Annotated in this window: 18 protein-coding genes and 1 pseudogene; all 19 read right to left on the reverse strand. The window is 65.4% G+C overall.

Features of this window, described 5'->3' with window-relative positions:
* Positions 1-57 precede the first annotated feature (57 nt).
* Positions 58-546: a pantetheine-phosphate adenylyltransferase gene (coaD, locus tag JW876_09715; protein MBN1885782.1), complete on the reverse strand. Its 489-nt coding sequence runs from the start codon at positions 544-546 to the stop codon at positions 58-60.
* Complete coding sequence (gene rsmD, locus JW876_09720; protein ID MBN1885783.1) at positions 543-1,133, reverse strand: 16S rRNA (guanine(966)-N(2))-methyltransferase RsmD; 591 nt, start codon at positions 1,131-1,133, stop codon at positions 543-545. The genes coaD and rsmD overlap by 4 nt, the downstream gene beginning before the upstream one ends.
* Positions 1,134-1,266: 133 nt before the next feature.
* A complete protein-coding gene (locus JW876_09725; protein ID MBN1885784.1) occupies positions 1,267-3,135 on the reverse strand; it encodes an AMIN domain-containing protein in 1,869 nt (622 codons plus the stop codon).
* Positions 3,132-3,608: a hypothetical protein gene (locus JW876_09730; GenBank protein MBN1885785.1), complete on the reverse strand. Its 477-nt coding sequence runs from the start codon at positions 3,606-3,608 to the stop codon at positions 3,132-3,134. Before JW876_09730 ends, JW876_09725 begins: the two co-directional genes overlap by 4 nt.
* Positions 3,580-4,206: a type 4a pilus biogenesis protein PilO gene (pilO, locus tag JW876_09735; protein MBN1885786.1), complete on the reverse strand. Its 627-nt coding sequence runs from the start codon at positions 4,204-4,206 to the stop codon at positions 3,580-3,582. Before pilO ends, JW876_09730 begins: the two co-directional genes overlap by 29 nt.
* A 16-nt stretch (positions 4,207-4,222) precedes the next feature.
* Positions 4,223-4,777, reverse strand: coding sequence for a PilN domain-containing protein (locus JW876_09740; protein ID MBN1885787.1), 555 nt, complete (start codon positions 4,775-4,777; stop codon positions 4,223-4,225).
* A complete protein-coding gene (gene pilM, locus JW876_09745; protein ID MBN1885788.1) occupies positions 4,777-5,919 on the reverse strand; it encodes a type IV pilus assembly protein PilM in 1,143 nt (380 codons plus the stop codon). The genes JW876_09740 and pilM overlap by 1 nt, the downstream gene beginning before the upstream one ends.
* Before the next feature lie 265 nt (positions 5,920-6,184).
* Positions 6,185-6,952, reverse strand: coding sequence for a prepilin peptidase (locus JW876_09750; GenBank protein ID MBN1885789.1), 768 nt, complete (start codon positions 6,950-6,952; stop codon positions 6,185-6,187).
* The gene (locus JW876_09755) at positions 6,949-7,638 is read right to left on the reverse strand and encodes a hypothetical protein (protein MBN1885790.1); all 690 of its coding nucleotides are present in this window, start codon (positions 7,636-7,638) and stop codon (positions 6,949-6,951) included. The genes JW876_09750 and JW876_09755 overlap by 4 nt, the downstream gene beginning before the upstream one ends.
* A 9-nt stretch (positions 7,639-7,647) precedes the next feature.
* Complete coding sequence (locus JW876_09760; protein MBN1885791.1) at positions 7,648-8,415, reverse strand: ABC transporter permease subunit; 768 nt, start codon at positions 8,413-8,415, stop codon at positions 7,648-7,650.
* Complete coding sequence (locus JW876_09765; protein ID MBN1885792.1) at positions 8,412-9,395, reverse strand: ABC transporter ATP-binding protein; 984 nt, start codon at positions 9,393-9,395, stop codon at positions 8,412-8,414. The genes JW876_09760 and JW876_09765 overlap by 4 nt, the downstream gene beginning before the upstream one ends.
* Positions 9,396-9,931: 536 nt before the next feature.
* Positions 9,932-10,051, reverse strand: a pseudogene (locus tag JW876_09770) (prepilin-type N-terminal cleavage/methylation domain-containing protein).
* 268 nt (positions 10,052-10,319) lie between these two features.
* Entirely contained in the window at positions 10,320-11,693 is a 1,374-nt protein-coding gene (locus JW876_09775) for a sigma-54-dependent Fis family transcriptional regulator (GenBank protein MBN1885793.1), read from the reverse strand.
* Positions 11,694-11,712: 19 nt separating this feature from the next.
* A complete protein-coding gene (locus JW876_09780; GenBank protein ID MBN1885794.1) occupies positions 11,713-13,455 on the reverse strand; it encodes a PAS domain S-box protein in 1,743 nt (580 codons plus the stop codon).
* Between the two features lie 16 nt (positions 13,456-13,471).
* Positions 13,472-14,680, reverse strand: coding sequence for a type II secretion system F family protein (locus JW876_09785; GenBank protein ID MBN1885795.1), 1,209 nt, complete (start codon positions 14,678-14,680; stop codon positions 13,472-13,474).
* Positions 14,681-14,698: 18 nt separating this feature from the next.
* Positions 14,699-15,793: a type IV pilus twitching motility protein PilT gene (locus tag JW876_09790; GenBank protein ID MBN1885796.1), complete on the reverse strand. Its 1,095-nt coding sequence runs from the start codon at positions 15,791-15,793 to the stop codon at positions 14,699-14,701.
* A gap of 30 nt (positions 15,794-15,823) precedes the next feature.
* Positions 15,824-17,503, reverse strand: coding sequence for a type IV-A pilus assembly ATPase PilB (gene pilB, locus JW876_09795; GenBank protein ID MBN1885797.1), 1,680 nt, complete (start codon positions 17,501-17,503; stop codon positions 15,824-15,826).
* Positions 17,504-17,848: 345 nt separating this feature from the next.
* Complete coding sequence (locus tag JW876_09800; protein MBN1885798.1) at positions 17,849-19,624, reverse strand: TonB-dependent receptor plug domain-containing protein; 1,776 nt, start codon at positions 19,622-19,624, stop codon at positions 17,849-17,851.
* 127 nt (positions 19,625-19,751) lie between these two features.
* Complete coding sequence (locus JW876_09805) at positions 19,752-20,588, reverse strand: PHP domain-containing protein (GenBank protein ID MBN1885799.1); 837 nt, start codon at positions 20,586-20,588, stop codon at positions 19,752-19,754.
* Between the last annotated feature and the right edge of the window lies 1 nt (position 20,589).

The raw sequence follows: 20,589 nt of genomic DNA on the forward strand, positions 1-20,589 counted from the left end.
ATCGGCCGGGCGCCGGAAACACCTTACATAACGAAAAAACCGGCGTTCCCGCAAGGGCTATCTGCGCGGGTGCCAGCGTTCGAGACGCTCGATGACGGCAGCGGGAACGAGGCAGCTGATGTCGCCGCCGAGCCGGTGGATTTCCTTGACGAGGGAGGAGTGCAGATAGATGTACCGTTCGCTCGGCATCAGGTAGACGGTCTCGAACTCGGGGTCGAGCTTCCGGTTCATCAGGGTGATCATCAATTCGTACTCGAAGTCCGAGACGGCCCGGAGCCCCCTGATGACGACGCTCACGTCGCGTTTGCGGAACTCGTCGACGAGGAGGCCGTCGAAGCTCACCACCTCCACCCGCTCGCGGCCCTCGAGAGCCGCGCGGGCGATCTCCACCCGCTGCTCGAGCGTCAGCAGCGGCGCCTTGTGGGCGCCGGCGGCGACGGCCACGATCACCCGGTCGAAAACGCGGACGGCGCGGTCGACGAGGTCGATGTGCCCGTTGGTGATCGGGTCGAAGGTCCCCGGGTAGAGCGCCGTCTTCTCCTTCAACTGTCCCCGCCTCCTTCCGGTTCCGCCGCAGCGCCGCCGCGGCAGTCGAAGATCGATACGGTCGTCTGCCCGAACTTCCTCGAGCGGCGGAGCTCGAGGCGGCCCTTCTTTGCGCAGGAGACCGGCGAACCGCTCTCGACGACGAGGAGCCGGCAGATCGCGCGCCGGGCCGTCTCGACGACGCGGACGACCTCCTGCGCCACCGCGCTCGCGTAGGGAGGATCGGCGAAGATGACGTCGAATTGCCCTGCGCCGCGCGAGGCGAGCCTGGAGAGGAACAGCCGGGCGTCCCCCGGAACCACGTCGGCGCGGTCGGCGCCGTAGCCGCAGCGCTCGAGGTTGGTCCTGAGGGCCCGGAGGATCGCGCGGTCCTGTTCAACGAAGACGGCGCGCGCCGCGCCGCGGCTCAGGGCCTCGATCCCGATCGCGCCGGAACCGGCGAAGAGATCGAGCACGCTCCTGCCCGCCACCTCGGCGCCCAGCTGATCGAAGATCGATCCCTTCACCAGCTGCGATGTCGGGCGGAACTGCGGTCCGCGCCCGCATCGGAGGGCCCGTCCCTTGCATTCTCCCGCGATCACCCGCATCCCTGCATGCCCCTTTCGCCCCGGCACGGGGCCGGGGAGTTCAGGATACGAAACGTACGGGGCCCAAACAAGAGAAAACCCCCGGCGCGCAGGATTCGCGCCGGGGGTCGACGGTGAGTGGAGGGGGCACGTATCACTCGACGATGTTCGGTGTCACGAAGATCACGAGCTCCTGCTTCTTGGACGCCTGGCTCGTCGACGAGAAGAGGCGGCCGAGGAAGGGGATGTCCTTGAGGACCGGAACGCCTCGGACGACCTCGGTCTCGGTCTTCTTGATGAGACCGCCGATGACCGCCGTGTCGCCGTCGGAGACGATCACCCGCGTGTCGGCCTCGCTCGTCGAGATGATGACGCCGCCCTGGGCGGTCGACTCGCTCTGGAGCTCGGAGACCTCGGGATGCAGGTCGAGCGTGATCGTGCGATCGGCGTTCACATGCGGAATCACCCGCAGCATGATGCCGATCTTGGTCAGCTCGGTGATCGGGTTCCCCGCCTCGTCGGCGACGATGAGGGGAATCTCCTTGCCGACGAGGATGCTGGCCTCGCGGTTGTCCATGGTCGTGATCCGCGGATTGGAGATGATGTTCGCCTTGTTGCTCTTCTCGAGCATCTCGAGAATGGCGTTCAGCTCGCCCCACGAACGGACCGTGCCGAACTTGATCGTTCCCGAGCTCGACGCGATGTTCTCGGCGACGGACATGCTTCCGGTTCCGCCGACGCCCGACTTGTGGAGGTTGAGCAGGCCCCAGTTGATCCCGAGCTCGCGGGTGGCCTCGACGTCGACCTCGACGAGCTTGGCGTTGATGTCGACCTGGTGGTTCTTGCGGTCGAGATCGGCGACCATCGCCTCGATCTTCATGATGTTCTTCTCGATATCGTTGACGATCAGGGAGTTGCTGCCGTAGTCGACGTCGATCTTGCCTCGGCTGCTCACGACGTTCTGCAGCGCCTGCTTGAGCTCGTCGGCGTTGGCGTTGTTGACGAAGATGATCCGCGTCACGAGCGGAAGCAGCTCGTCCTTCTTCTTGCCGGCCGTCTGCAGCTCGAGCTCCTCCTGCAGGAGGCTCTTCATCTCGGCGACCCTGATCATTCCGTATTCCTCGCGATAGCCGTACCCGTTGGCCTTCAGAAGAATGTCGAGGGCCTCTTCCCACGGCGCGTCCGTGATGTGGACGTGCACCTCCCCCTTGACTTCCTTGCCGTAGACGATGTTGATGCCGGCGAAATCGCCGATCGTCCGGAGCACGGTCTTGATGTCGGCGCCCTGCGCGTCGATCGTGATGCGCCGCGCCGCCATCCCGGCGCCGCCGCCGGCGGCGGGGGCGCCGCGCGTGTAGGCGTCGTTCCAGGGCAGGTTCTCGTCGACGGGCATGACCGTCCTCTCGGACGGCGTCGGGTCCTCGGCAACGGCCGGGGCGGTCTCGACGACCCACGGGGATTCCTCGACGGGCGCGGGCACGGGCTCCTCGGCTGGAGAGGCTCCCTGCTTGTGTCCGCCTCTCGCGGGAACGACGACCGGCAGGACGGGTCCCATCGCGGCCGTGTTCAGGATGGGCGGCGAGGAGACGGATCTCCCGGCGCCTGCCGCCGTCTCGACGGGGGCAGCGGTCGAGATCTCGACGACCCGCATGCCCTTCTCGTCGAACATGCGCCAGTCGGCCCTCGCCGCGAGATCGACGACGATACGGCTGATCATGACGGGATCGTACTGGAACTGGCTCGTTCTCACGTTCGAGACCAGCGCGTTGTCCATCGGTCCGGAGACGCCGTCGATCGCGTGCTTCGCGCCGATGCAGTCCACGACCAGGCGGTCGGGGCCGTCCATGCGGAAGACCTTGAATTCGACGTCACCGGCCGTGCTGATCTCGAGCCGCACCGTGCCATCCCCCGGCACCACCGTGAGACCGTTTATCTCGTTCACGGTCCCGGCGGAGAGGCCGAAGAGCGGCAGCATCACGGCAGCGAGGACAGCCAGGGCGATTCTGCGGATCGCTGTCATCACGATTCTCCTTTTCCCTTCGTGTTCTCCAGGCGGAGGGTGACACTGGTTGTCTGTCCGAACATCGTCACTCTCGCGACGAGGTTGCGATCGCCGATCGATACGACGGAGCCGTTCCGCACGGGATCGCCCGACTTCAGTATGTATCCGTACCCGTTGTTGTCCTCGAGCATCGCGTACTTCTCGAGACCGCCGGTCAGGACGCCGACGAGTTTGACGCCGTAGATGTCGACGAGCTCGAATTCGCCTTCCTCGAACTCGCCCGAAACAAGGCTCCGGAAGGGATCCCTGCGATTGAAGGCCTGGTAGTAATAGCGCTTCTCCCGCAGGTTCTGCTGTTCGGCGCTGCCCGCGCTTTCGCTTTCCCCGGCGGCCACCGCGAAGGGGATGAGCACGCTCGTCACGAACAGGAGACCCGCGATGGCGGCCCCGGGAAGACGGAGCGACCTACGAACGCTGCTTCTCCGTACTTTCATCAGCCGTCTCACCACCTTCCAGGAGCGTGTATGCCGTCATGACCATCTCGGCCTCGATCGTATGGCTCGTTACGACCTTGCCCTTCTCCCCCGGCTGCTCCGCATAGGGACTGATATGCATGTTGCTCACGTTGATGATCCGGTCGAGATTGGCGACCTTCGAGAGGAAGGCGCCGAGTTCGTGGTACTGGCCGCGCACCCTGATCTTGACCGGATTCTCCTTGATGAACTCCCTGGCGACGACCGGCTGCGGCTCGAAGAGCATGAACTCGACGCCCGCCTGGTTGCCCGCCCGGGTGACCTTGCGCAGCAGCCTGGCGACCTCCTCCTGCTGCGGGAGGAGGCTCTGGGCGGCCACCCACTTCACGTGGAGCCGTTCGTACTCCTCCTCGAGCCTCGCCAGGTCGCCGACGGTCTTGCGCGCCTTCTCCAGCTCGGCCGCCATCTTCTCGTACTCCCCGGAGAGAGTCTCGTGCTTGGCCTTCATGGGCCCGTAGAAGAAGGGCAGGAACGAGGTGAAGAAATAGACGTACCCGATCATCATCAGCAGGATGGCGACGATGATCGATTTCTGTACCTGCGGATCCTTGAAATCCATTGCCGTGACCTCGTTTCTACTGCGGCAGAGCGTTCGCGCTCAGCGTGAACTTCATGACCTGCCGGTCCTTGATCTGACCCATCTCGGCGATCGTGAGATCGACCTGCGTGAAGAGGCCGCTCGTCTCGAGGTTGCTGATCATGTCGGCGACCGTGTAGTTCGAGAAGGTGACCCCGTCTATCGAGTACCGGTTCGGCGAGAGCTCCTGGATGTCGGTCAGCCAGCAGTTCTCGGGCGTCTTCATGGAGATGTCGTTGAGCAGCTTCACGCGGAAGTACCGGTGCCGATCGAGCGAGGTGATGAGGTTGAGCCGGCGGTCGACCTCCTCGCGCTCGCGCGTGATCTGCTTGATCTTGGCGAGCTGCGGGGCGAGCTTGCGCGACTCCTCCTTGGCCGTCTCGATCTTCCCCTCGAGCACGCGCACCTGGTGGTGCTGCATGAAACCGATCACGAGGATGGCGGCGAAGAAGACGACGACCCCGGCCACGAGATAGACTGTCGACATCTCCGGCAGGCGGAACTCGCGCTTCTTCGCGCGCTCTTCCGGTGGCAGCAGGTTGATCCTGATCATTATTTCCCCGCCTTTCTCAGAGCAAGGCCGATACCGACGGTCAACAGCGGAGCGATGCTGTCGATATCCTCCTCGAACCCGTCCGTCACGCTCTCGTCGTACTCGATCCCGTCGAGGGGATTGTGGATCGACGGCATGATGCCGTGCTTCTCGGCGATGATCTCGGCCAGGAAGGGGATACGCGCTCCGCCGCCGCTCAGGACGATCCGGTCGATCGTCTCGGCGTCTCCCGCCGTCTTCAGGAACGAGATGCTCCGCTCGATCCCCAGCGAGAGATCGCTGGAGCAGCTCTTGATGATCTCCTTGATCTTCTGCTCGTCCCGGCCGCCCAGATCGCCGGAGACGATCCTCACCGCATCCTCGTATCCGACGCCGAGTTCCTTCTGGAAGGCCTCGACGAAGGAGTTGGTGCCGATACTGATATCGCGGGTGAAGTGGGGACAGTCGTTCTGGATGATGTTGAGATTGGTCACGTCCGAGCCGATGTTGATCAGGCCGACGACCTTCCCCTCCTCATCGACCGGCGGAAGGTCCTCCTCGCCCGTGATCTCGTCTTCCGCGCCCCCGGCCCCGGCGGCGCCGTCGGCGAAGACCGAAGCGTTCCGCTCGAAGCAGTTCTGGACGGCGAAGGAATCGACGTCGATGATCCGGGGATTGAGGCCCGCCTCGCGGATCAACTCGGCGTGCATGTTGACCATGTCCTTCTTCGCCGCGACGAGAAGGACTTCCATCTGGTTGGCGCCGATGTCCTCTCGGAGGATCTGGAAATCGAGGCAGACGTCGTCGATGTCGAATGGGACGTGCTGCTCGGCTTCCCAGAAGATCGCTTCCTGCGCGTCCTCCGGCGGCATCTTGTCCATGACGACCTTCTTGACGATGACGGCCCGGCCCGAGACCGCGGAAACGACGTCGGTCGTCTGGATCCCGGCCTGCTCGAAGCATTCGCGGATGCCGTCCACGACGAGGTTCCGGTCCATGATCTCGCCTTCGACGATCGCCTCCGGGAGCAACCGGGTGAACCCGAGTTTGACGATCCGGGGAACGGCCCCCGAATGATCGATCTCGACGACCTTGATCAGGCTGGATCCGATATCGAGCCCCACCGTCGTCGTGTTCTTCCTGAGGAACGGTAAAGAGATCATGTGTGCACCAACCTTTTGCTCATCTGCAACGCGTCGGATCGGCCGCGAATGACGGACGAAACGTTTTATTGTCAGTCACTTGTCCCGTTTCATGGCTGTAACGCTGGCTGTTCGTAACCGAGGTATCGCAACAAGCGTGCCAACGCAGGATCGCGCAAGTATCACATAACAGGCTGTAATCCATGATGTTATGGATGCCGCGATGAGCCGCGTCCCGTCGGTGCGGCGGAACTGCACGAAATCAGTGCAATACCGCCGGCCAAGCTCAGAGGCGTCCGAGATACCAGGCGAGGATACGGGAGCCGAGAAAGAGGCAGCACCCGGCGGCCGGGGCGAGAAAGGAGCCGAAGGCCACCTTCGCACTTCCGCCGGCGCCGGTCCGTCGCATCAGGGCGACCCCGTAGATCGATCCGAAGAAGGAAGCGATGAGGATCACCGGAACGACCATCCGGACGCCGAGGAAGGCCCCGATCATCGCCATCAGCTTGATGTCGCCCCCCCCCATCCCCTCCGCGTGCCTGACGAGGCGGTAGAGGACGCCGACGAGCCAGAGGCCGCCGCCTCCGACGACGACGCCCAGCGCCGAGTCGAGAAGGTCGATCGATGGGGAGACGGCGCTCCATGCGACGCCGACGAGAATGAAGGGAAGGCTGATCTCGTCGGGAATGATCCGGTGTTCCCAGTCGATCAGGGTGACGGCGAGGAGGGCCATGAGAAAGGCGTATGCGAAGACCGCGTCCACCCCGGCCCCGTATCGCCGCAAACAGAGCACGGCGAGCACGCCGCCGAGCAGCTCGACGACGGGGTAACGCGGCGAGATGGCGCCCCCGCAGCCGCGGCAGCGTCCCCGAAGCGCGAGCCAGCCGAGCACGGGGACGTTCTCGTGCCACGCGATCGGCCGCCCGCATGCCGGGCAGGCCGATCGCGGGCGGACGACGGATCGGCCGAGCGGGAGGCGGTAGACGACGACGTTGAGAAAGGAACCCGCCATGAGTCCGAAGAGCGCCGCGACGACGTACGGATACCAGTTCATCTCGTCTCCTCCCCCTCCCCGTCAGGCCGGCGGATCTCCTTTTCGAGGCGATCGAGGTACCGCCTGGCCAGTTCATCCCTGATGTAGGGGTCCTCCGAGGTCCGCGCCAGGTCGTCCCACATCGCGATGGCCGCCTCGCGGTCCCCCGCCTTCGCGGCGACGAACGCGGCGAACCGCTTGGCCAGCTCGTCGGCCCCCGGCATCCTCGCCGCCTCGCCGAAAAGCCTGGCCGCCTCACGGTAGTCGCGCGCGTCGACGTAGTGGAGGAAGCCGTTCTCGAAGACGAGCCACCAGTTGTTTGGATTGGCCGCGATCCCCTTCTCGAGGAAACGGATCCCCTCGTCGAAGCTGCCGAGATCCTCGACGATGATCATCGCGCCGAAGAGGTAGGCGAAAACGAACTGCGGGTCGAGATCGGTGATCACCTCGACGAGGCGGCTGAAGAGCGCCAGGTCGTTCTCCCCCCCGCGGTAGGACCCGTAGTACTGCACCGTCCTGAACCACAGGACGTCGGCCGCGAGGTTGCGGTACTCGAGGGCCGCCTGCTCCATGAACCGTCCGGAGGGGAGGTAGAGGACCTCCTGCTCGCGCTGCCGCGCGGCGAGGGGCTCGACCCGCAGGGCGGCGACGAACAAAAGCATCAGGGCCGCGGCCCCGACGAGCGAGAGTCCGATACGCGTCCGCATCCCCACCTCCTAGGCGAACTCGTGCCGCCGGAAGACGAGCCAGGCGAAGTACAGCACGACGCCGACGTAGACGAGCCCGTAGAGGACCGGTGCGACGAGGTCGCCCGGCGACCACGGAAGGCCGTGCACCGCCTCGTGCCGCAGGTTGAAGACGGCGAGATTCGGCATCAGGTAGTAGACGGCGTCGGTCACGCGCGCGAACGCGCCGCCTCCGAACTTCTGCGCGAAGACACGCAGGTCGCCGCTCAAACTCCCCGCGACGAAGATGCACAGCGAGAAGAAGGAGGTGAGGATCGGCGTCGTGAAGGTGCTGAAGAAGACCGTCACGGCGCACATCACCGTCATCTCCACGCAGGAGAGCAGGACGGCGGCGAAGATGGCGCCGCCGGGGCGGCCTCCCGTGAAGAGGATCATGCAGGCGAGCAACGCCGTCATGACCGCCGTCATCAGGAATACGGCCGCCGCGAGGCCGGCGAACTTGCCCGCGACGTACTCGAGGCGCGACACGGGGCGCGTCAGCACGATGTAGACGGCCCGCTTTTCCACCTCCTTGTGCACGAGGACGCTCCCCACCATGACCGCGGTGAGCACGCCGAGGATCGAGATCCCGGCGAGCCCGACGTCGGTCATCACCTTCATCCGCGCGCCGATGGCGAGCGGCGAGAGCACCCAGGTGCTCGCCATGAGGATCCCGCCGAAGAGCAGCGCGACGAAAACGAGCTTCTCCCGCACCGATTCGCGGAAGGTGCAGAGAGCGATCGATAGTATCCGCGTCATCGTGCCACCCCCGTTCCCGCGGCGATCCCGGCCGCCGCCCGTTCGCCTTCCGGGCCGCCGGCCGCGTTGATCTCGTCGAGGAATACCTCCTCGAGCGACCGGTGCCGGTTGGCGATCCGGAGCACCTCCGCGCCGCCGTTGTAGAGATGCGTCACGACGGTCCTGACGAACGCGCCGGAGCGCACGACGAGGAAGATCTCCCCGCCCCGCGTCTTCGACGAGACGAGATAGTCGGCCACGGCCTCGATCCGCTCGGGCGCCGCGCCGCGGGCGACGATCTCCACCTGCCCCTCGCCGAGCCGGCCCAGTTCACCGAGCCCGATCGTGCGCGCGATGCGTCCGTCACGGATGATCAGCGTGCGGTCGCAGAGAGCCTCCATGTCGGGCAGTATGTGGGAGGAGAAGAAGATCGTCCGTCCGCGGCGACGCAGGTCGACCAGGATGTCCCGCACCATCACGCGGCCGAGCGGGTCGAGCCCGGAGAAGGGCTCGTCGAGGATGACGAGATCGGGATCGTGGAGCACGGCCTGCGCGAGCCCCGCCCGCTGCGTCATCCCCTTGGAGAAGCTCCTGAGCCGCTTGCCCTCGTGTCCGGCGAGCCCGACCGTCTCGACGACCTCGCCGATCCTGTGCCGGAGACGCCTCCCCCCCAGGCCGCTCAACCGTCCACAGAAGGAGAGGAACTCGCCGAGGGTCAGGTGGGGATGGAAGTAGGGGGATTCGGGGAGGTAACCGACCCGGCCCATCGCTTTGCCTTCCCCCGCCTGGCGGTCGAAGATCGTCACCGAGCCGGCGTCCGGGCAAATCAGGCCGAGCAGTATCTTGATCGTCGTCGTCTTGCCCGCGCCGTTGGGACCGAGGAACCCGAGGATCTCCCCGGGGCCCGCCTCGAAGGAGACGCCGTGGAGCACCTCGCGCTTCCTGAGCGACATGTCGCCCCGGAAGGATTTCCGCACATCGTTCGCTCTGAGGATCGTCATGACGCTCGCTTCCGTCTTCCGGTCACCGTTCCGGCCGCGTCCGGCAGGAAACCGTTCACCCTTCCCCGAAAGGGGCGGAAAACCTGCCGCTCGACGGGCGTTCTCTCCACTGTGCGTCGGAAGTTGCAGGAAGCGTACCGGCCGCGCAAACGGGCGGCCGGGAATGAAAAGAGGGGACGGCCCGCGTGAGCCGCCCCCCTTGATGTCACGTTCCGCAGAGGTTTCTACTGACCGCTGTTCAGCGTGATGATGACGTTGCCACCCTTGCCGGCGCCGGTGATCGAGTAGCCGATGTTGGTGCCGGCGGGAGCGAACGGCATGTAACCGGTCTGGCCCTCGGCCGCCGCGACGGCGTTCACGGGCTCGGTGGCGGCCTTCGTGAACGGGTTCTCGAGGAGGGCGGCGCCCGGAAGCATGTCGGTGATCGTATCGCCGCCGGGAGTGGTGTCGGCGTCGATGTTAGCGGCGTACACGCCGTCGTTCTGGACCGCGAAATCCTCGGCGGCCAGCTGGACGGTGTGACAGTTGGACTTCACGGAGGCTTCCTTGGCGCGGGCCTGCATGTTGATGAAGTTCGGGATGGCGATCGCGGCCAGGATACCGATGATAACCACGACGATCATGAGCTCGATGAGGGTGAAACCCTTGTTGTTCATCGAGGCACCTCCTTGTGCGTTTTCGCAAAGCCCTCGCGGGCCTTGTCGTCTCAGGTTTCCGGTCTTCACGAACCGTTTACTTCTCTTCCGCACCGGTCGCGGTAACCGGTCTCGATTCAGGAATCGCAAGCATTGTGCCAAACGTCATTCAGGATCTCGCCTTCCCAAACCCCCTTTTCTCATCAGGTTACGCATTCGCATATCGCTTCCGTTTCATGGCCGGGGTCGATTTCTGCCCGGTCCGGCTCTCGTTCCGCAATGCGCGAGGTCAGCTTTCCGCCAACTCCCGTTCAAGCCCGTACCGCTGGATCTTGCGGTAGAGCGTCGAGGCGTTGATGCCGAGGATCGAGCTGGCCCGCTTCTTCTGCCAGTTCGTCTCCTCGAGGACGGAGATCAGGTACTCCTTCTCGAGTTCCTCGAGCGTCATCTGCGCCCGGTCCATCACGAGCCTGCGCCGCTGGCGGGAGAAATTCCGGATCTTCTCCGGCAGGTCCTCCACGCCGATCCCGTCGCCGTCCTGCAGTATCACGGCGCGCTCGACGATGTTCTCCAGTTCCCGCACGTTCCCCGGCCAGTCGTAGGAGCAGAGGAGCTCCATCGCCTCGTCCGAGATCGTCCTCTCCCGCCCGGTCTTCTCCGATGCGAACCGGAGGAAATGGCTGACGAGGAGGGGAATGTCGTCGCGCCGGTCCCGCAACGGCGGCAGGGCGACCGGGATCACGTTGAGGCGGTAGTAGAGGTCGGTCCGGAAGCTCCCGTCGTTCACGGCCGCCTCGAGATCGGCGTTCGTCGCGGCGATCAGGCGCACGTTCACCTTGATCGGCGCCGTCCCGCCGACGGGGATGATCTCCCGTTCCTGGAGGACGCGGAGGAGCTTGACCTGGATCGCCGAGGAGGTCTCCCCCACCTCGTCGAGGAAGAAGGTGCCGCCGGAGGCGACCTTGAAGAGGCCCTCCTTGTCCTTGATCGCGCCGGTGAACGATCCCTTCACGTGGCCGAAGAGCTCGCTCTCCAGCAGGTTCTCCGGAAGGGCGCCGCAGTTGATCGTGACGAAGGGCGCGTCGACCCGGCTCGATCGGTAGTGGATCGCCCGGGCGATGAGCTCCTTGCCCGTCCCGCTCTCGCCGCAGATCATGATCGTGCTGTCCGTGTCGGCCACCTTGTCGACGAGGTCGAAGACCTCCTGTATCTCCTCGCTCTTGCCGATGATCTCCCTGAAATCGCTCTTCTTCTTGAGCTGCTTCTTGAGGAAGGTGTTCTCGCTCTTCACCTTGTGGATGTCGAGCGCGTTGCGGACGACCATCTTGATCTCTTCGTTCTTGGCGGCCCGCTTGATCAGGTAATAGAAGGCGCCGTGGTTGAGCGCGTCGATCGCCGTCTTCTGCGACGCGTACGCCGTCATGATGATGACGGGAAGCGCGGGATCGATCTCCTTGATCGCGGAGAGGACCTCGATGCCGTCCATCCCCTCCATGCGGATGTCGGTGATGACGACGTCGAAATTCGACGTCGCGGCCGCCTTGACCGCCTTCCTGCCGTCGCTGAACGTCTTGACGTCGTACCCTTCCTTCTTGAGCATGATCGACAGGTACTGGCACATGCTCTTCTCGTCGTCGACGATCATTATCCGTTCGCCTGCCATATACGCGACCCCCGTCCGTTCAGACGCCCTGCATCGTTTCGAAAATCTCGTGTATCGTTTCCATGTCCTCCTCCGCCGGCGCGCCGCCGATCGGCAGGAAGACGGAGAAGACCGTCCCGGTCTCGTCGCTTCGCACCTCGATCGCCCCGCCGTGGCTCTCGACGATCCTTGCCGAGATGGCAAGTCCGAGCCCCGTCCCGGCCCCCTTCGTGGTAAAGAACGGCTCGAAGACGCGCGGAAGCACGTCCGCCGGGATCGGCGGGCCGTCGTTGGCCATGTCGATCCGGACGCACTCGGTCGGCGTCTTCTCCTCCCCCAGGGGATGTACGGCAGCCCGGAGCCCGATCGAGATCCGCCCCTTCCGCCCCACCGCATCGCACGCATTCAGGCCGATGTTGAGGAAGACCTGCCTGATGAGCTCGTCGTCGGCCATGATGCGCATCCCGCACGTCCGGCATTCCAGTTTCATGTCGATCGCCCGGTTGTCCGGGGACGAATGCCGCAGCAGGGTGAGCACCTCATCGAGATAGCGCTCGATGTCGACGGACGAGAAATCCGGGTGCTTGAGCCGCGCGTACTCGAGGAAATCCGAGATGATGTTGTCGAGACGCTCCGATTCCCGGATGATGAGATCCATGAGATCGCGGTTCTCCCCGCTCGTGTCGAGCTCCTCGGCGAGCATCTGGATCGAGCCGCAGATCGACGCGAGGGGCGCGCGCACCTCGTGGGCGATCGCAGCGGAGAGCTCGCCGACCGCCGCCATCTTGTCGCCCCACCGGATCCGCTCGCGCATGCGGCGCACCTCGGTGAGGTCCTGGAAGAGGGCGATGACGCCGCGCGATTCCCCGTTCTCGTCGAGCAGCGAGGAGATGCTGAGCCCGAGCGGCATGACGCCGCCCCCGACCCGCTCCACCTCGATTTCCTGCCGCCTCCTCGGCTCGCCGGTGGCGAGCCCGAAGGAGAGCGCATCGACGAGCGGCTTCATGCGCCCGGCGACCTCCTCGATTGCTTGGCCGCCGTACTCGGCGTTTGCGTCGAGGCCGAGTATCCGCAGGGCGGCGGGATTGATCGTGACGATCTCCCCGCACGTGTCGGTGACGATGAGCCCGGAGCTCATGTTCGCCACGATATTGTCCGTGCTGAGCTGGATGCGCCGGATCTCCCGATCGCGGTCGGCGAGCTGCTCGCTCTTCCTGCTGATCCGCCGCGAGTACCAGCCGCTCGCGAGACCGGTGAACACGAAGACGGCCATGTGCAGGTAGCCGCGGACGAGCGGATGCTGTATGGCCACGTTCCGCGCGGAGAACCCGTCGGCGGGCAACGCGATCCATCCCCCCAGCTCGAGGGCGGTGTAGATGATGTACGCCGACGAGGCGAGCACGGCGGTCATCGTCCCGCCGAAGACCCGGAACCAGGTGCCGCTCGCCAGGATCGGCAGGACGTAGAGGATCGTGAAGTTCGAGGCCGATCCGCCGCTGCAATGCATGATGGCGGTGAGCACGGCGAGATCGATCGCCGTATGCAGCCAGAGGGCCGTCGAGAAGGAGATCCCGGCCCGGAAGGCGAGGTAGACCCCGCCCGTCGAGAGGTAGAAAACGCCGAGCAGGCTGTACAGCGCCACGAGCGACAGGGGACGGCGGTCGATCTGGAGGGCCATGATCGCGGCCCCCACGACGACCGTCGCCACGACGAGCCGCAGCACGGACACTCTTCTCAGCTTCCCCTCGTCCACGGGGGAAAACGCACGCGGAAACGCCTTCATCGGGCCGTCCTTCCGGTTACCCGGCAACGACTGTCACGAGCTTGAACATCGGCAGGTACATCGCGATCAGCATGCCGCCGACGATGGCGCCCATGAATACGATCATGATCGGCTCGATCGCCGCGGTGAGCGCGTCGACGGCGTTGTCGACCTCCGTGTCGTAGAAGTCGGCGACCTTCTCGAGCATCTCGTCGAGGGCGCCGGTCTGTTCGCCGACGCCGATCATCTGGACGACCATCGGCGGGAACACGCCGCACTTCTTCAACGGGTCGGCGATCGTGTTTCCCTCGCTGATGCTCTGCCGCGTCTCGACGACCGCGTTCTCGATCACCTTGTTTCCCGACGTGCGGGCGGTGATCTCGAGGCCGTTGAGGATCGGGACGCCGCTGGCGATGAGGGTGCCGAGCGTCCGGGTGAACCGGGCGACGGCCCCCTTGCGGATGACCTGGCCGAGGATGGGGATCCTGAGGAGCAGCTTGTCGATCCGCAACCGGCCCGCATCGGTCTTGTAGAAGCGCTTGATGAAAATGAACGAGCCGACCCCGATGGCGAGCAGCAGGTACCAGTTCGCACGGAGGAAATCGCTCAGCATCATGACGATGCGGGTCGGGAGCGGCAGCGAGCCGCCGAAGTCGGTGAACATCTGGGCGAAGGTCGGAATGATGACCATCAGCATGAAGATCGTCGCGCCGATCGCCACGCAGAAGACGATCGTCGGGTAGGTCATCGCGCTCTTGATCTTCGCCTTGAGGGCATCGGCCTTCTCCAGGTAGACGGCGAGCCGGTTGAGGATCACGTCGAGGATACCCCCCGCCTCGCCGGCGTCGATCATGTTGACGAAGAGGTCGGAGAAGCATTCGTGCTTCTTCAGGGCCTCCGCGAGCGTCGCCCCGGACTCGACGTCGCTCATCACCTCCGTGACGATCTTCTTGAAGGACGGTTTCTCCAGCTGCGCGGAGAGGATGTCGAGGCATTGCACCATCGGCAACCCGGCGTTGATCATCGTCGCGAACTGCCGCGTGAAGATGCCGAGGTCCTTCGTCGTGATCCGGTTCTTGAGCCCGAAGCTGACGTTGATGTCCTTCGGCTTGTGCCGGATGTGCGTGATGATGATCTTGCGCTTGCGCAGGTAGTTGATCAGCTCCTGCTTGTTCTCGGCCAGGTATTCCCCCGAGAGGACCTCGCCCGTCGGAGTCCTGCCTTTCCAGATGTATGTCGTGGCCATCGGTATTCCCCTCTCGTGCTATTTGCGGCTGTGCTGGAAATCGCGCGTGCCGGCGCGATCCCCCATCATCTGCTGGAGTTCGATCGGGTCGGAGCTCCGCCTGACCGCCTCGTCCATCGATATCTGGCGATTGACGTACGCGTTGAAGAGCGACTGGTTCATCGTCTGCATCCCGTACTTCTGCCCGGCCTGCATCAGTCCGTAGATCTGGTGGATCTTGTCGTCGCGGATCGTCGCGCGGATACCCGGCGTGCAGACCATCACCTCCGAGACGAGCACGCGCCCGCGCCCGGAGATGTGCGGAACGAGCTGCTGCGTGACGACGCCCTCGAGGACGAAGGCGAGTTGCGCGCGCACCTGCGCCTGCTGCGTCGGCGGGAAGTTGTCGACGATGCGGTTGATCGACTCGAAGGTCGAGTTGGTATGCAGGGTGGCGAGGGCGAGATGCCCCGTCTCGGCGATCGTGAGCGCCGCCTGCATCGTCTCGAGATCGCGCATCTCGCCGATCAGGATCACGTCGGGATCCTGCCGGAGGACGTACTTGAGCGCCCGCGCGAAGGTTTCGGTGTCGGCCCGCACCTCGCGCTGGTTCACGATGCACTTCTTGTGCTGGTGGATGTATTCGATCGGGTCCTCGATGGTGATCACGTGGCCGAAGCGCTCGCAGTTGATCTTGTCGATCAGGGAAGCGAGGGTCGTCGACTTGCCGCTGCCCGTCGGCCCCGTGACGAGGAGGAGCCCCTTCTGCTTCTCGGCGAACGTCTCCACGACGGGAGGAAGGCCGAGCGTCTTGAATTCGAGGATCTCGTAGGGGATCTGCCGTATCGCGACGCTCGTCACGCCCCGCTGCTGGAAGACGTTCGCGCGGAAACGAGAGAGCCCCTGCACGCCGAAGGAGAAATCGAGCTCCTTCTCGTTCTCGAAACGTTTCTGCTGCTCCTCGGTGAGAACGCTGTAGGCGATCTGCTTGCAGACCTCCGGCGTCATGACCGGGTGCGTCGTCTTGGCGAGGAGACCGTCGACGCGCAGCATCGGCGGCACGCCGGCGGTGAGATGCAGATCGCTCGCCTTCTTGTCGATCATCTCCTGGAGCAGATCTCTCAGATTCAACATCGCGTGTCATCTCCCCACCGGCCTCGCCGGTCAGTGATCGGTCGTCTCACGAAGGACCTCCTCGAGCGAGGTGATCCCTTCTTTCAGTTTGAGGATCCCGTCCGCCCGGAGCGTCAGCATCCCCTCCTTGACCGCCTGCTGCTTGATCTCCGTGGTCGATGCGCGATCGAGGATCATCTGCCTGACCTCCTCGCTGATCGGCATGACCTCGTAGAGCCCGGTACGTCCCTTGTATCCCGTGCCGGAACACTTCGGGCACCCGATGGGCTCGTATATCGTGAAGGGCTGCGCGTTGGCGATCCCGAGCTCGCGCATGGCCTCCGGATGGATCTCCTTCTCCTTCTTGCACTGGGGGCAGAGGCGCCGGATGAGCCGCTGCGCCTGGATGAGATTCGTCGACGACGCGACGAGGAAGGGTTCGATCCCCATGTCGATCATCCGGTTGATCGTGCTCGGCGCGTCATTCGTGTGAAGGGTGCTCAGCACGAGGTGGCCGGTGAGCGCCGCCTTGACGGCGATCGACGCCGTCTCGAGATCGCGGATCTCGCCGACCATGACGATATTGGGGTCCTGCCGGAGGAAGGCCTTGAGGGCCGAAGCGAAGGTGAGGCCGATCTCCTCGTGCACGTTGACCTGGTTGATCCCGTCGATGTTGTACTCGACCGGGTCCTCGGCGGTCATGATGTTCGATTCGGGCAGATTGATCTTGGCGAGCGCCGAGTAGAGCGTCGTCGTCTTGCCGCTGCCCGTCGGGCCTGTTACGAGCACCATCCCGTAGGGGGATTCGATCGCCTTGTTGAGGACATCCAGCGCCTCGGGCTGGAACCCGAGCTTGGTGAGATCGATCTCGAGGTTGCTCTTGTCGAGAATACGCATCACGACCTTCTCGCCGAAGATCGTCGGCAGCGTGCTCACGCGGAGGTCGATCTGCTTCGAGCCGATCCGGATCTTGATACGGCCGTCCTGGGGGACCCGCTTCTCGGCGATGTCCAGCTCGGCCATGATCTTCAGGCGCGAGATCATCGCCCCCTTCATCTTGATCGGCGGGGACATCATCTCGTGGAGCATGCCGTCGATGCGGAAGCGAACGCGGAGCTGCTTCTCGAACGGCTCGATATGGATATCGCTCGCCCCTTTGTTGACCGCGTCGGAGATGAGGGTATTGACGAGCTTGACGACGGGGGCGTCCTCGTTCTGCGCTTCGGCGAGCCCGAGATCGTCGTCGACGTCCTCGACGATCTCGAAATCCTCCTCCATGTCCCGCATCACCTCGGCCAGCGAATCGGCCGAGTCGTAGAAGCGGTCGATGGCGCGCTTGATCGCCGTCTCGGTGGCGACGACCGGGCGGACCTCGAGCCCCGTGATGAACTTGATGTCGTCGATCGCGAAGATGTTGTCCGGGTTCGCCATCGCCACGGTGAGGATCCTGCCCTCGCGGCTGACGGGAACGACCTGGAATTTCGTGGCGACCTCGGACGGGATCAACTCGACGGAATGGTCGGCGGGCTGCAGGTCGTCGAGATCGACGGCGGGCACCTGGTAGAGCTGGGAGAGGAACTCCGAGAACGCCTGTTCGGAGATGGCCCCCGTCTTTACGAGGTTGTATCCGAGGCTTCCCCCGGAGCGTCCCTGCTCCGAGACCGCCAGCTCGAGCTGGTCCTTGCTTATCAGGCTGGAATCCAGCAGCTGGTTGGCTATCGTTTCCTTCAAGGATTTCCTCCGACCGGTATCAGGTCCCCCCCGCGACGGTGCAATTCCCCGACCGGCGCGTGGGGACAACACACCCCTTCAATCGGAAATCATGGCTCGACATTTATCAGAAAATGCCCGGCTGCAATATTCTTGCCACCGGGCACGATTCTCGTTATCAAGTTCTATCGCAGGGAGTTATACGATTCGCAAGGGGTCACGCGAGGGCACGGAAACAGGCAGTTTTCCGTGCGCCGGCCACGGGAACCGGCCGCCGGGAATCCGGTGGCCGCCTTCGGCGGACGCCGGCCCGCCGGCGTACGCGGAGACGCGCATCGTGCGAGCCGGGTTGCGAATTGCACGAGATCAGTCGAAGAAATCCCAGAGAAGCCCGATCGACCAGTAGCGGGGCGGCATCAGGTAGCCGGGTACGGTCTCGGCATCAGTGTCGAGCGCGTTGCGCAACTCGACGCGGACGATCGCGCCGAGGATCGTGAGCGAGCCGGAGAGATCGACCGAGACGAACCCGTCGAGTGTCTCTTCTCCCCACGAACGCTCGCCCCAGGCCGTGACGCCGGCGCCGAGACGGATTGTCTCGGTTTCCTTGAACACCGCGCGGGACAGGCTCGTTGAAAGGCGGGCCCCGTAGACGGGCACGCCGTCGACATGCCCGTTCTTCTCGAAGAGGTACGACCCGGACAGCGCCCACGCCGCCGCGAAACCCGGCACGCTTCCCGCGCCCCGCGCGCGACACCGGGCGCCGATTGTCTCGCCGCGTCCCGTCGCCGAGAAGACGCCCGGCAGGACGCCGCCGGCGACGGGGAGGTCGCTCGACCGCCGCGCGAAGACCTCCGCGAATAATCGTCCCGATTGCCCCGCGCCCGCCGCGATCTCGTCGACGACGGCCGGTTCGAGCGCGGTCGATCCGAGCGGCGTTTTCCCGGACGGATCCGCCGCCGGCGCGAAGAGCTCGGACGCGTCGGGCACGCGGAGACGACGCGCAACCAGGACGCTCTGCGTCCATCCTCCCGCCTCCCGCGCGATCCCCGCTTCCCCGCCGAGGTATGCCCCGGCCTCGTCGTGAACGCCGCCATGGACGCCGCCACGCCAGCGGAGCCCCCCGGCGATCGCCGATCCGCCGGTGACCCCGCCCTCGAAGACGCGCCACGCCGGTGCCGCCGTCACGCCGCCGATCGTCACGTCGGCGTCGGCGTCCTCGACCCGGGCGAAGAAACGCGCCGCGCATCCGCCGACCTGATTGTCCCAGGAGGCCTCGCCGGCGACGAGCATCGAGGAGACCCGCCCGGTCGGCCAGATCCGCTCGACGCTCCGCTGGCGCACCCGCGCTGCGACCGTGCCGCGGCTCCAGGAGAGGCGCGTGTCGAAACCGTCCCGCCTCGTCTCGTCGACGTCGGCGGGTGACGGCGCGTAGTCGACGGTGACGTGCGCTTCCTCGTACCGGTGCAGCGAGGCGTCGACGACGTCCCCGGCCTCCGTCTCGATCCGGAGACCGAGGAGCGTCGAACGGCCGTCGTACTCGCCGATCTTGAAAGACGGCCGTTCGGGATCGGCGACGAAGGCGTCCTGCAGGTACTCGTCGTACGCGACGACGAGCGAGAGCGGCCCCCGGGGCGTGGAGAACCAGACGCGCCTCGCGCGGCGATCGCTCTTGCCGTAGGTGAAATCGGCCCTGGCGAACGGCCCCTGCCGCCCCCCCCTCTCGAGGATGACGTCGACGGCCCCCCCGGCGCCGCATCTCCCGGTGGCCAGCGGCGACGACGAATGGACGATCTCGACCCGCTCGATCCGCGAGAAGGGAATGAACCGCGAGAGCGCCTCGCCGTCCCAGGGATCGACGAAGGGCGCGCCGTCGACGAAAAGGGCCGCGCCCGTCGGCCTGCCGTCGATCGAGAATCCGGTGGCGGAGGCGGGCGAGCCGCCGAGCCACCAGGACACGCCGGGGGCGAGCGCGAGGATATCGTTCAGCGTGTTGACGTTCACCGTGCGGAGATCGGCGTGCGTGAGGGTATCGACCTCGCCGGGGAAGAAAAGCGAATCGGCGGGCGACGCGCCGTGTGCGGCGACCGGAACGAGGAAGGAAGCGGCCGCGAGAAAGGCCGCGATGTGTCGGGAGATGGTCATGTCGGATACCGTCGATCGCCGTGTTCAAGCCCGTCGCCGCGGCCGGCGTCATGTCCGGCGCGGGTCCGGTTGACTGTATGGGAGCGGTGCCGGAGAATCAAGCGGGAATTCTGTCCGGGGCCGCCGTTCACCTTCCCCCGGCGAGGCGCCTGAGCTCCTCGACGATCCGGTAGGGCACGGTCGACTCGCCGATATCGGCCTTCATCGCCTCGTCGAAATGGAAATCGCTGCCGCCGGTCGCGACGAGGCCGAAACGTTCGGTCGCCGCAACGATGAGCGCGACGGTCGTGTTGTTGTGGTTGGGATGTGTCGCCTCGAGCCCGCGGACACCCGCGGCGAGCAACCGCCCGAGGAGCGGCTCGTCGTTCACCATCCGGCCCGGGTGTGCCCAGACGGCCACTCCGCCGGCCCCGTGGACGAGCTCGACCACGGTCTCGAGGGCGAGGACCCGCTTGGGAACATACGCCGGACCGTCCGGCCCGATGTACCGGGCGAATGCCTCGTAGAACGAGGAGATCGCCCCCGCACGGAGCAGCGCGCGCGCGACGTGGGGCCGCCCGATCGATCCACGCCCGGCGAGGGCCCGTACGTCGTCGAAGGAGATGTCCACGCCGGCCTCCCTGATCTTTTCCACGATCACGCGGGCCCGCTCGATCCGCGCCGCCGCAAGCTCCGCGAGGGCCGTCGAGAGAGGCCCGTCGGCCGGATCGACGCAGTAGCCGAGCAGGTGGATGTCGCGTTCCGCCTCGATGAGGCTGAACTCGACGGCGGTGACGATATCCACGCCCTCTCTCCCCCCCGCCTCGATCGCCTCCGCCTGCCCGGCGATGGTGTCGTGGTCGGCGATGGCGATGGCGGCCAGCCCCGCGCCGCGGGCCCGCCGGACGAGCTCGGCCGGTGACAGGATGCCGTCGGAATGGAAGGAGTGCAGGTGCAGGTCGCAGGGAGCGGCGGGATCGGTCATG

Source organism: Candidatus Krumholzibacteriota bacterium (genome assembly GCA_016931295.1).
Lineage (GTDB): Bacteria > Krumholzibacteriota > Krumholzibacteriia > Krumholzibacteriales > Krumholzibacteriaceae > JAFGEZ01.

What these genes read in the sequence shown, in the direction of transcription:
- JW876_09750 (MBN1885789.1), bottom strand. Translation starts at nt 6,952, where the DNA reads ATGAACTGGTATCCGTACGTCGTCGCGGCGCTCTTCGGACTCATGGCG.
- JW876_09780 (MBN1885794.1), bottom strand. Translation starts at nt 13,455, where the DNA reads ATGAAGGCGTTTCCGCGTGCGTTTTCCCCCGTGGACGAGGGGAAGCTG.
- JW876_09775 (MBN1885793.1), bottom strand. Translation starts at nt 11,693, where the DNA reads ATGGCAGGCGAACGGATAATGATCGTCGACGACGAGAAGAGCATGTGC.
- rsmD (MBN1885783.1), bottom strand. Translation starts at nt 1,133, where the DNA reads ATGCGGGTGATCGCGGGAGAATGCAAGGGACGGGCCCTCCGATGCGGG.
- JW876_09730 (MBN1885785.1), bottom strand. Translation starts at nt 3,608, where the DNA reads ATGAAAGTACGGAGAAGCAGCGTTCGTAGGTCGCTCCGTCTTCCCGGG.
- pilM (MBN1885788.1), bottom strand. Translation starts at nt 5,919, where the DNA reads ATGATCTCTTTACCGTTCCTCAGGAAGAACACGACGACGGTGGGGCTC.
- pilO (MBN1885786.1), bottom strand. Translation starts at nt 4,206, where the DNA reads ATGGATTTCAAGGATCCGCAGGTACAGAAATCGATCATCGTCGCCATC.
- JW876_09790 (MBN1885796.1), bottom strand. Translation starts at nt 15,793, where the DNA reads ATGTTGAATCTGAGAGATCTGCTCCAGGAGATGATCGACAAGAAGGCG.
- JW876_09760 (MBN1885791.1), bottom strand. Translation starts at nt 8,415, where the DNA reads ATGACGCGGATACTATCGATCGCTCTCTGCACCTTCCGCGAATCGGTG.
- JW876_09755 (MBN1885790.1), bottom strand. Translation starts at nt 7,638, where the DNA reads ATGCGGACGCGTATCGGACTCTCGCTCGTCGGGGCCGCGGCCCTGATG.
- JW876_09740 (MBN1885787.1), bottom strand. Translation starts at nt 4,777, where the DNA reads ATGATCAGGATCAACCTGCTGCCACCGGAAGAGCGCGCGAAGAAGCGC.
- JW876_09765 (MBN1885792.1), bottom strand. Translation starts at nt 9,395, where the DNA reads ATGACGATCCTCAGAGCGAACGATGTGCGGAAATCCTTCCGGGGCGAC.
- JW876_09800 (MBN1885798.1), bottom strand. Translation starts at nt 19,624, where the DNA reads ATGACCATCTCCCGACACATCGCGGCCTTTCTCGCGGCCGCTTCCTTC.
- JW876_09805 (MBN1885799.1), bottom strand. Translation starts at nt 20,588, where the DNA reads ATGACCGATCCCGCCGCTCCCTGCGACCTGCACCTGCACTCCTTCCAT.
- JW876_09785 (MBN1885795.1), bottom strand. Translation starts at nt 14,680, where the DNA reads ATGGCCACGACATACATCTGGAAAGGCAGGACTCCGACGGGCGAGGTC.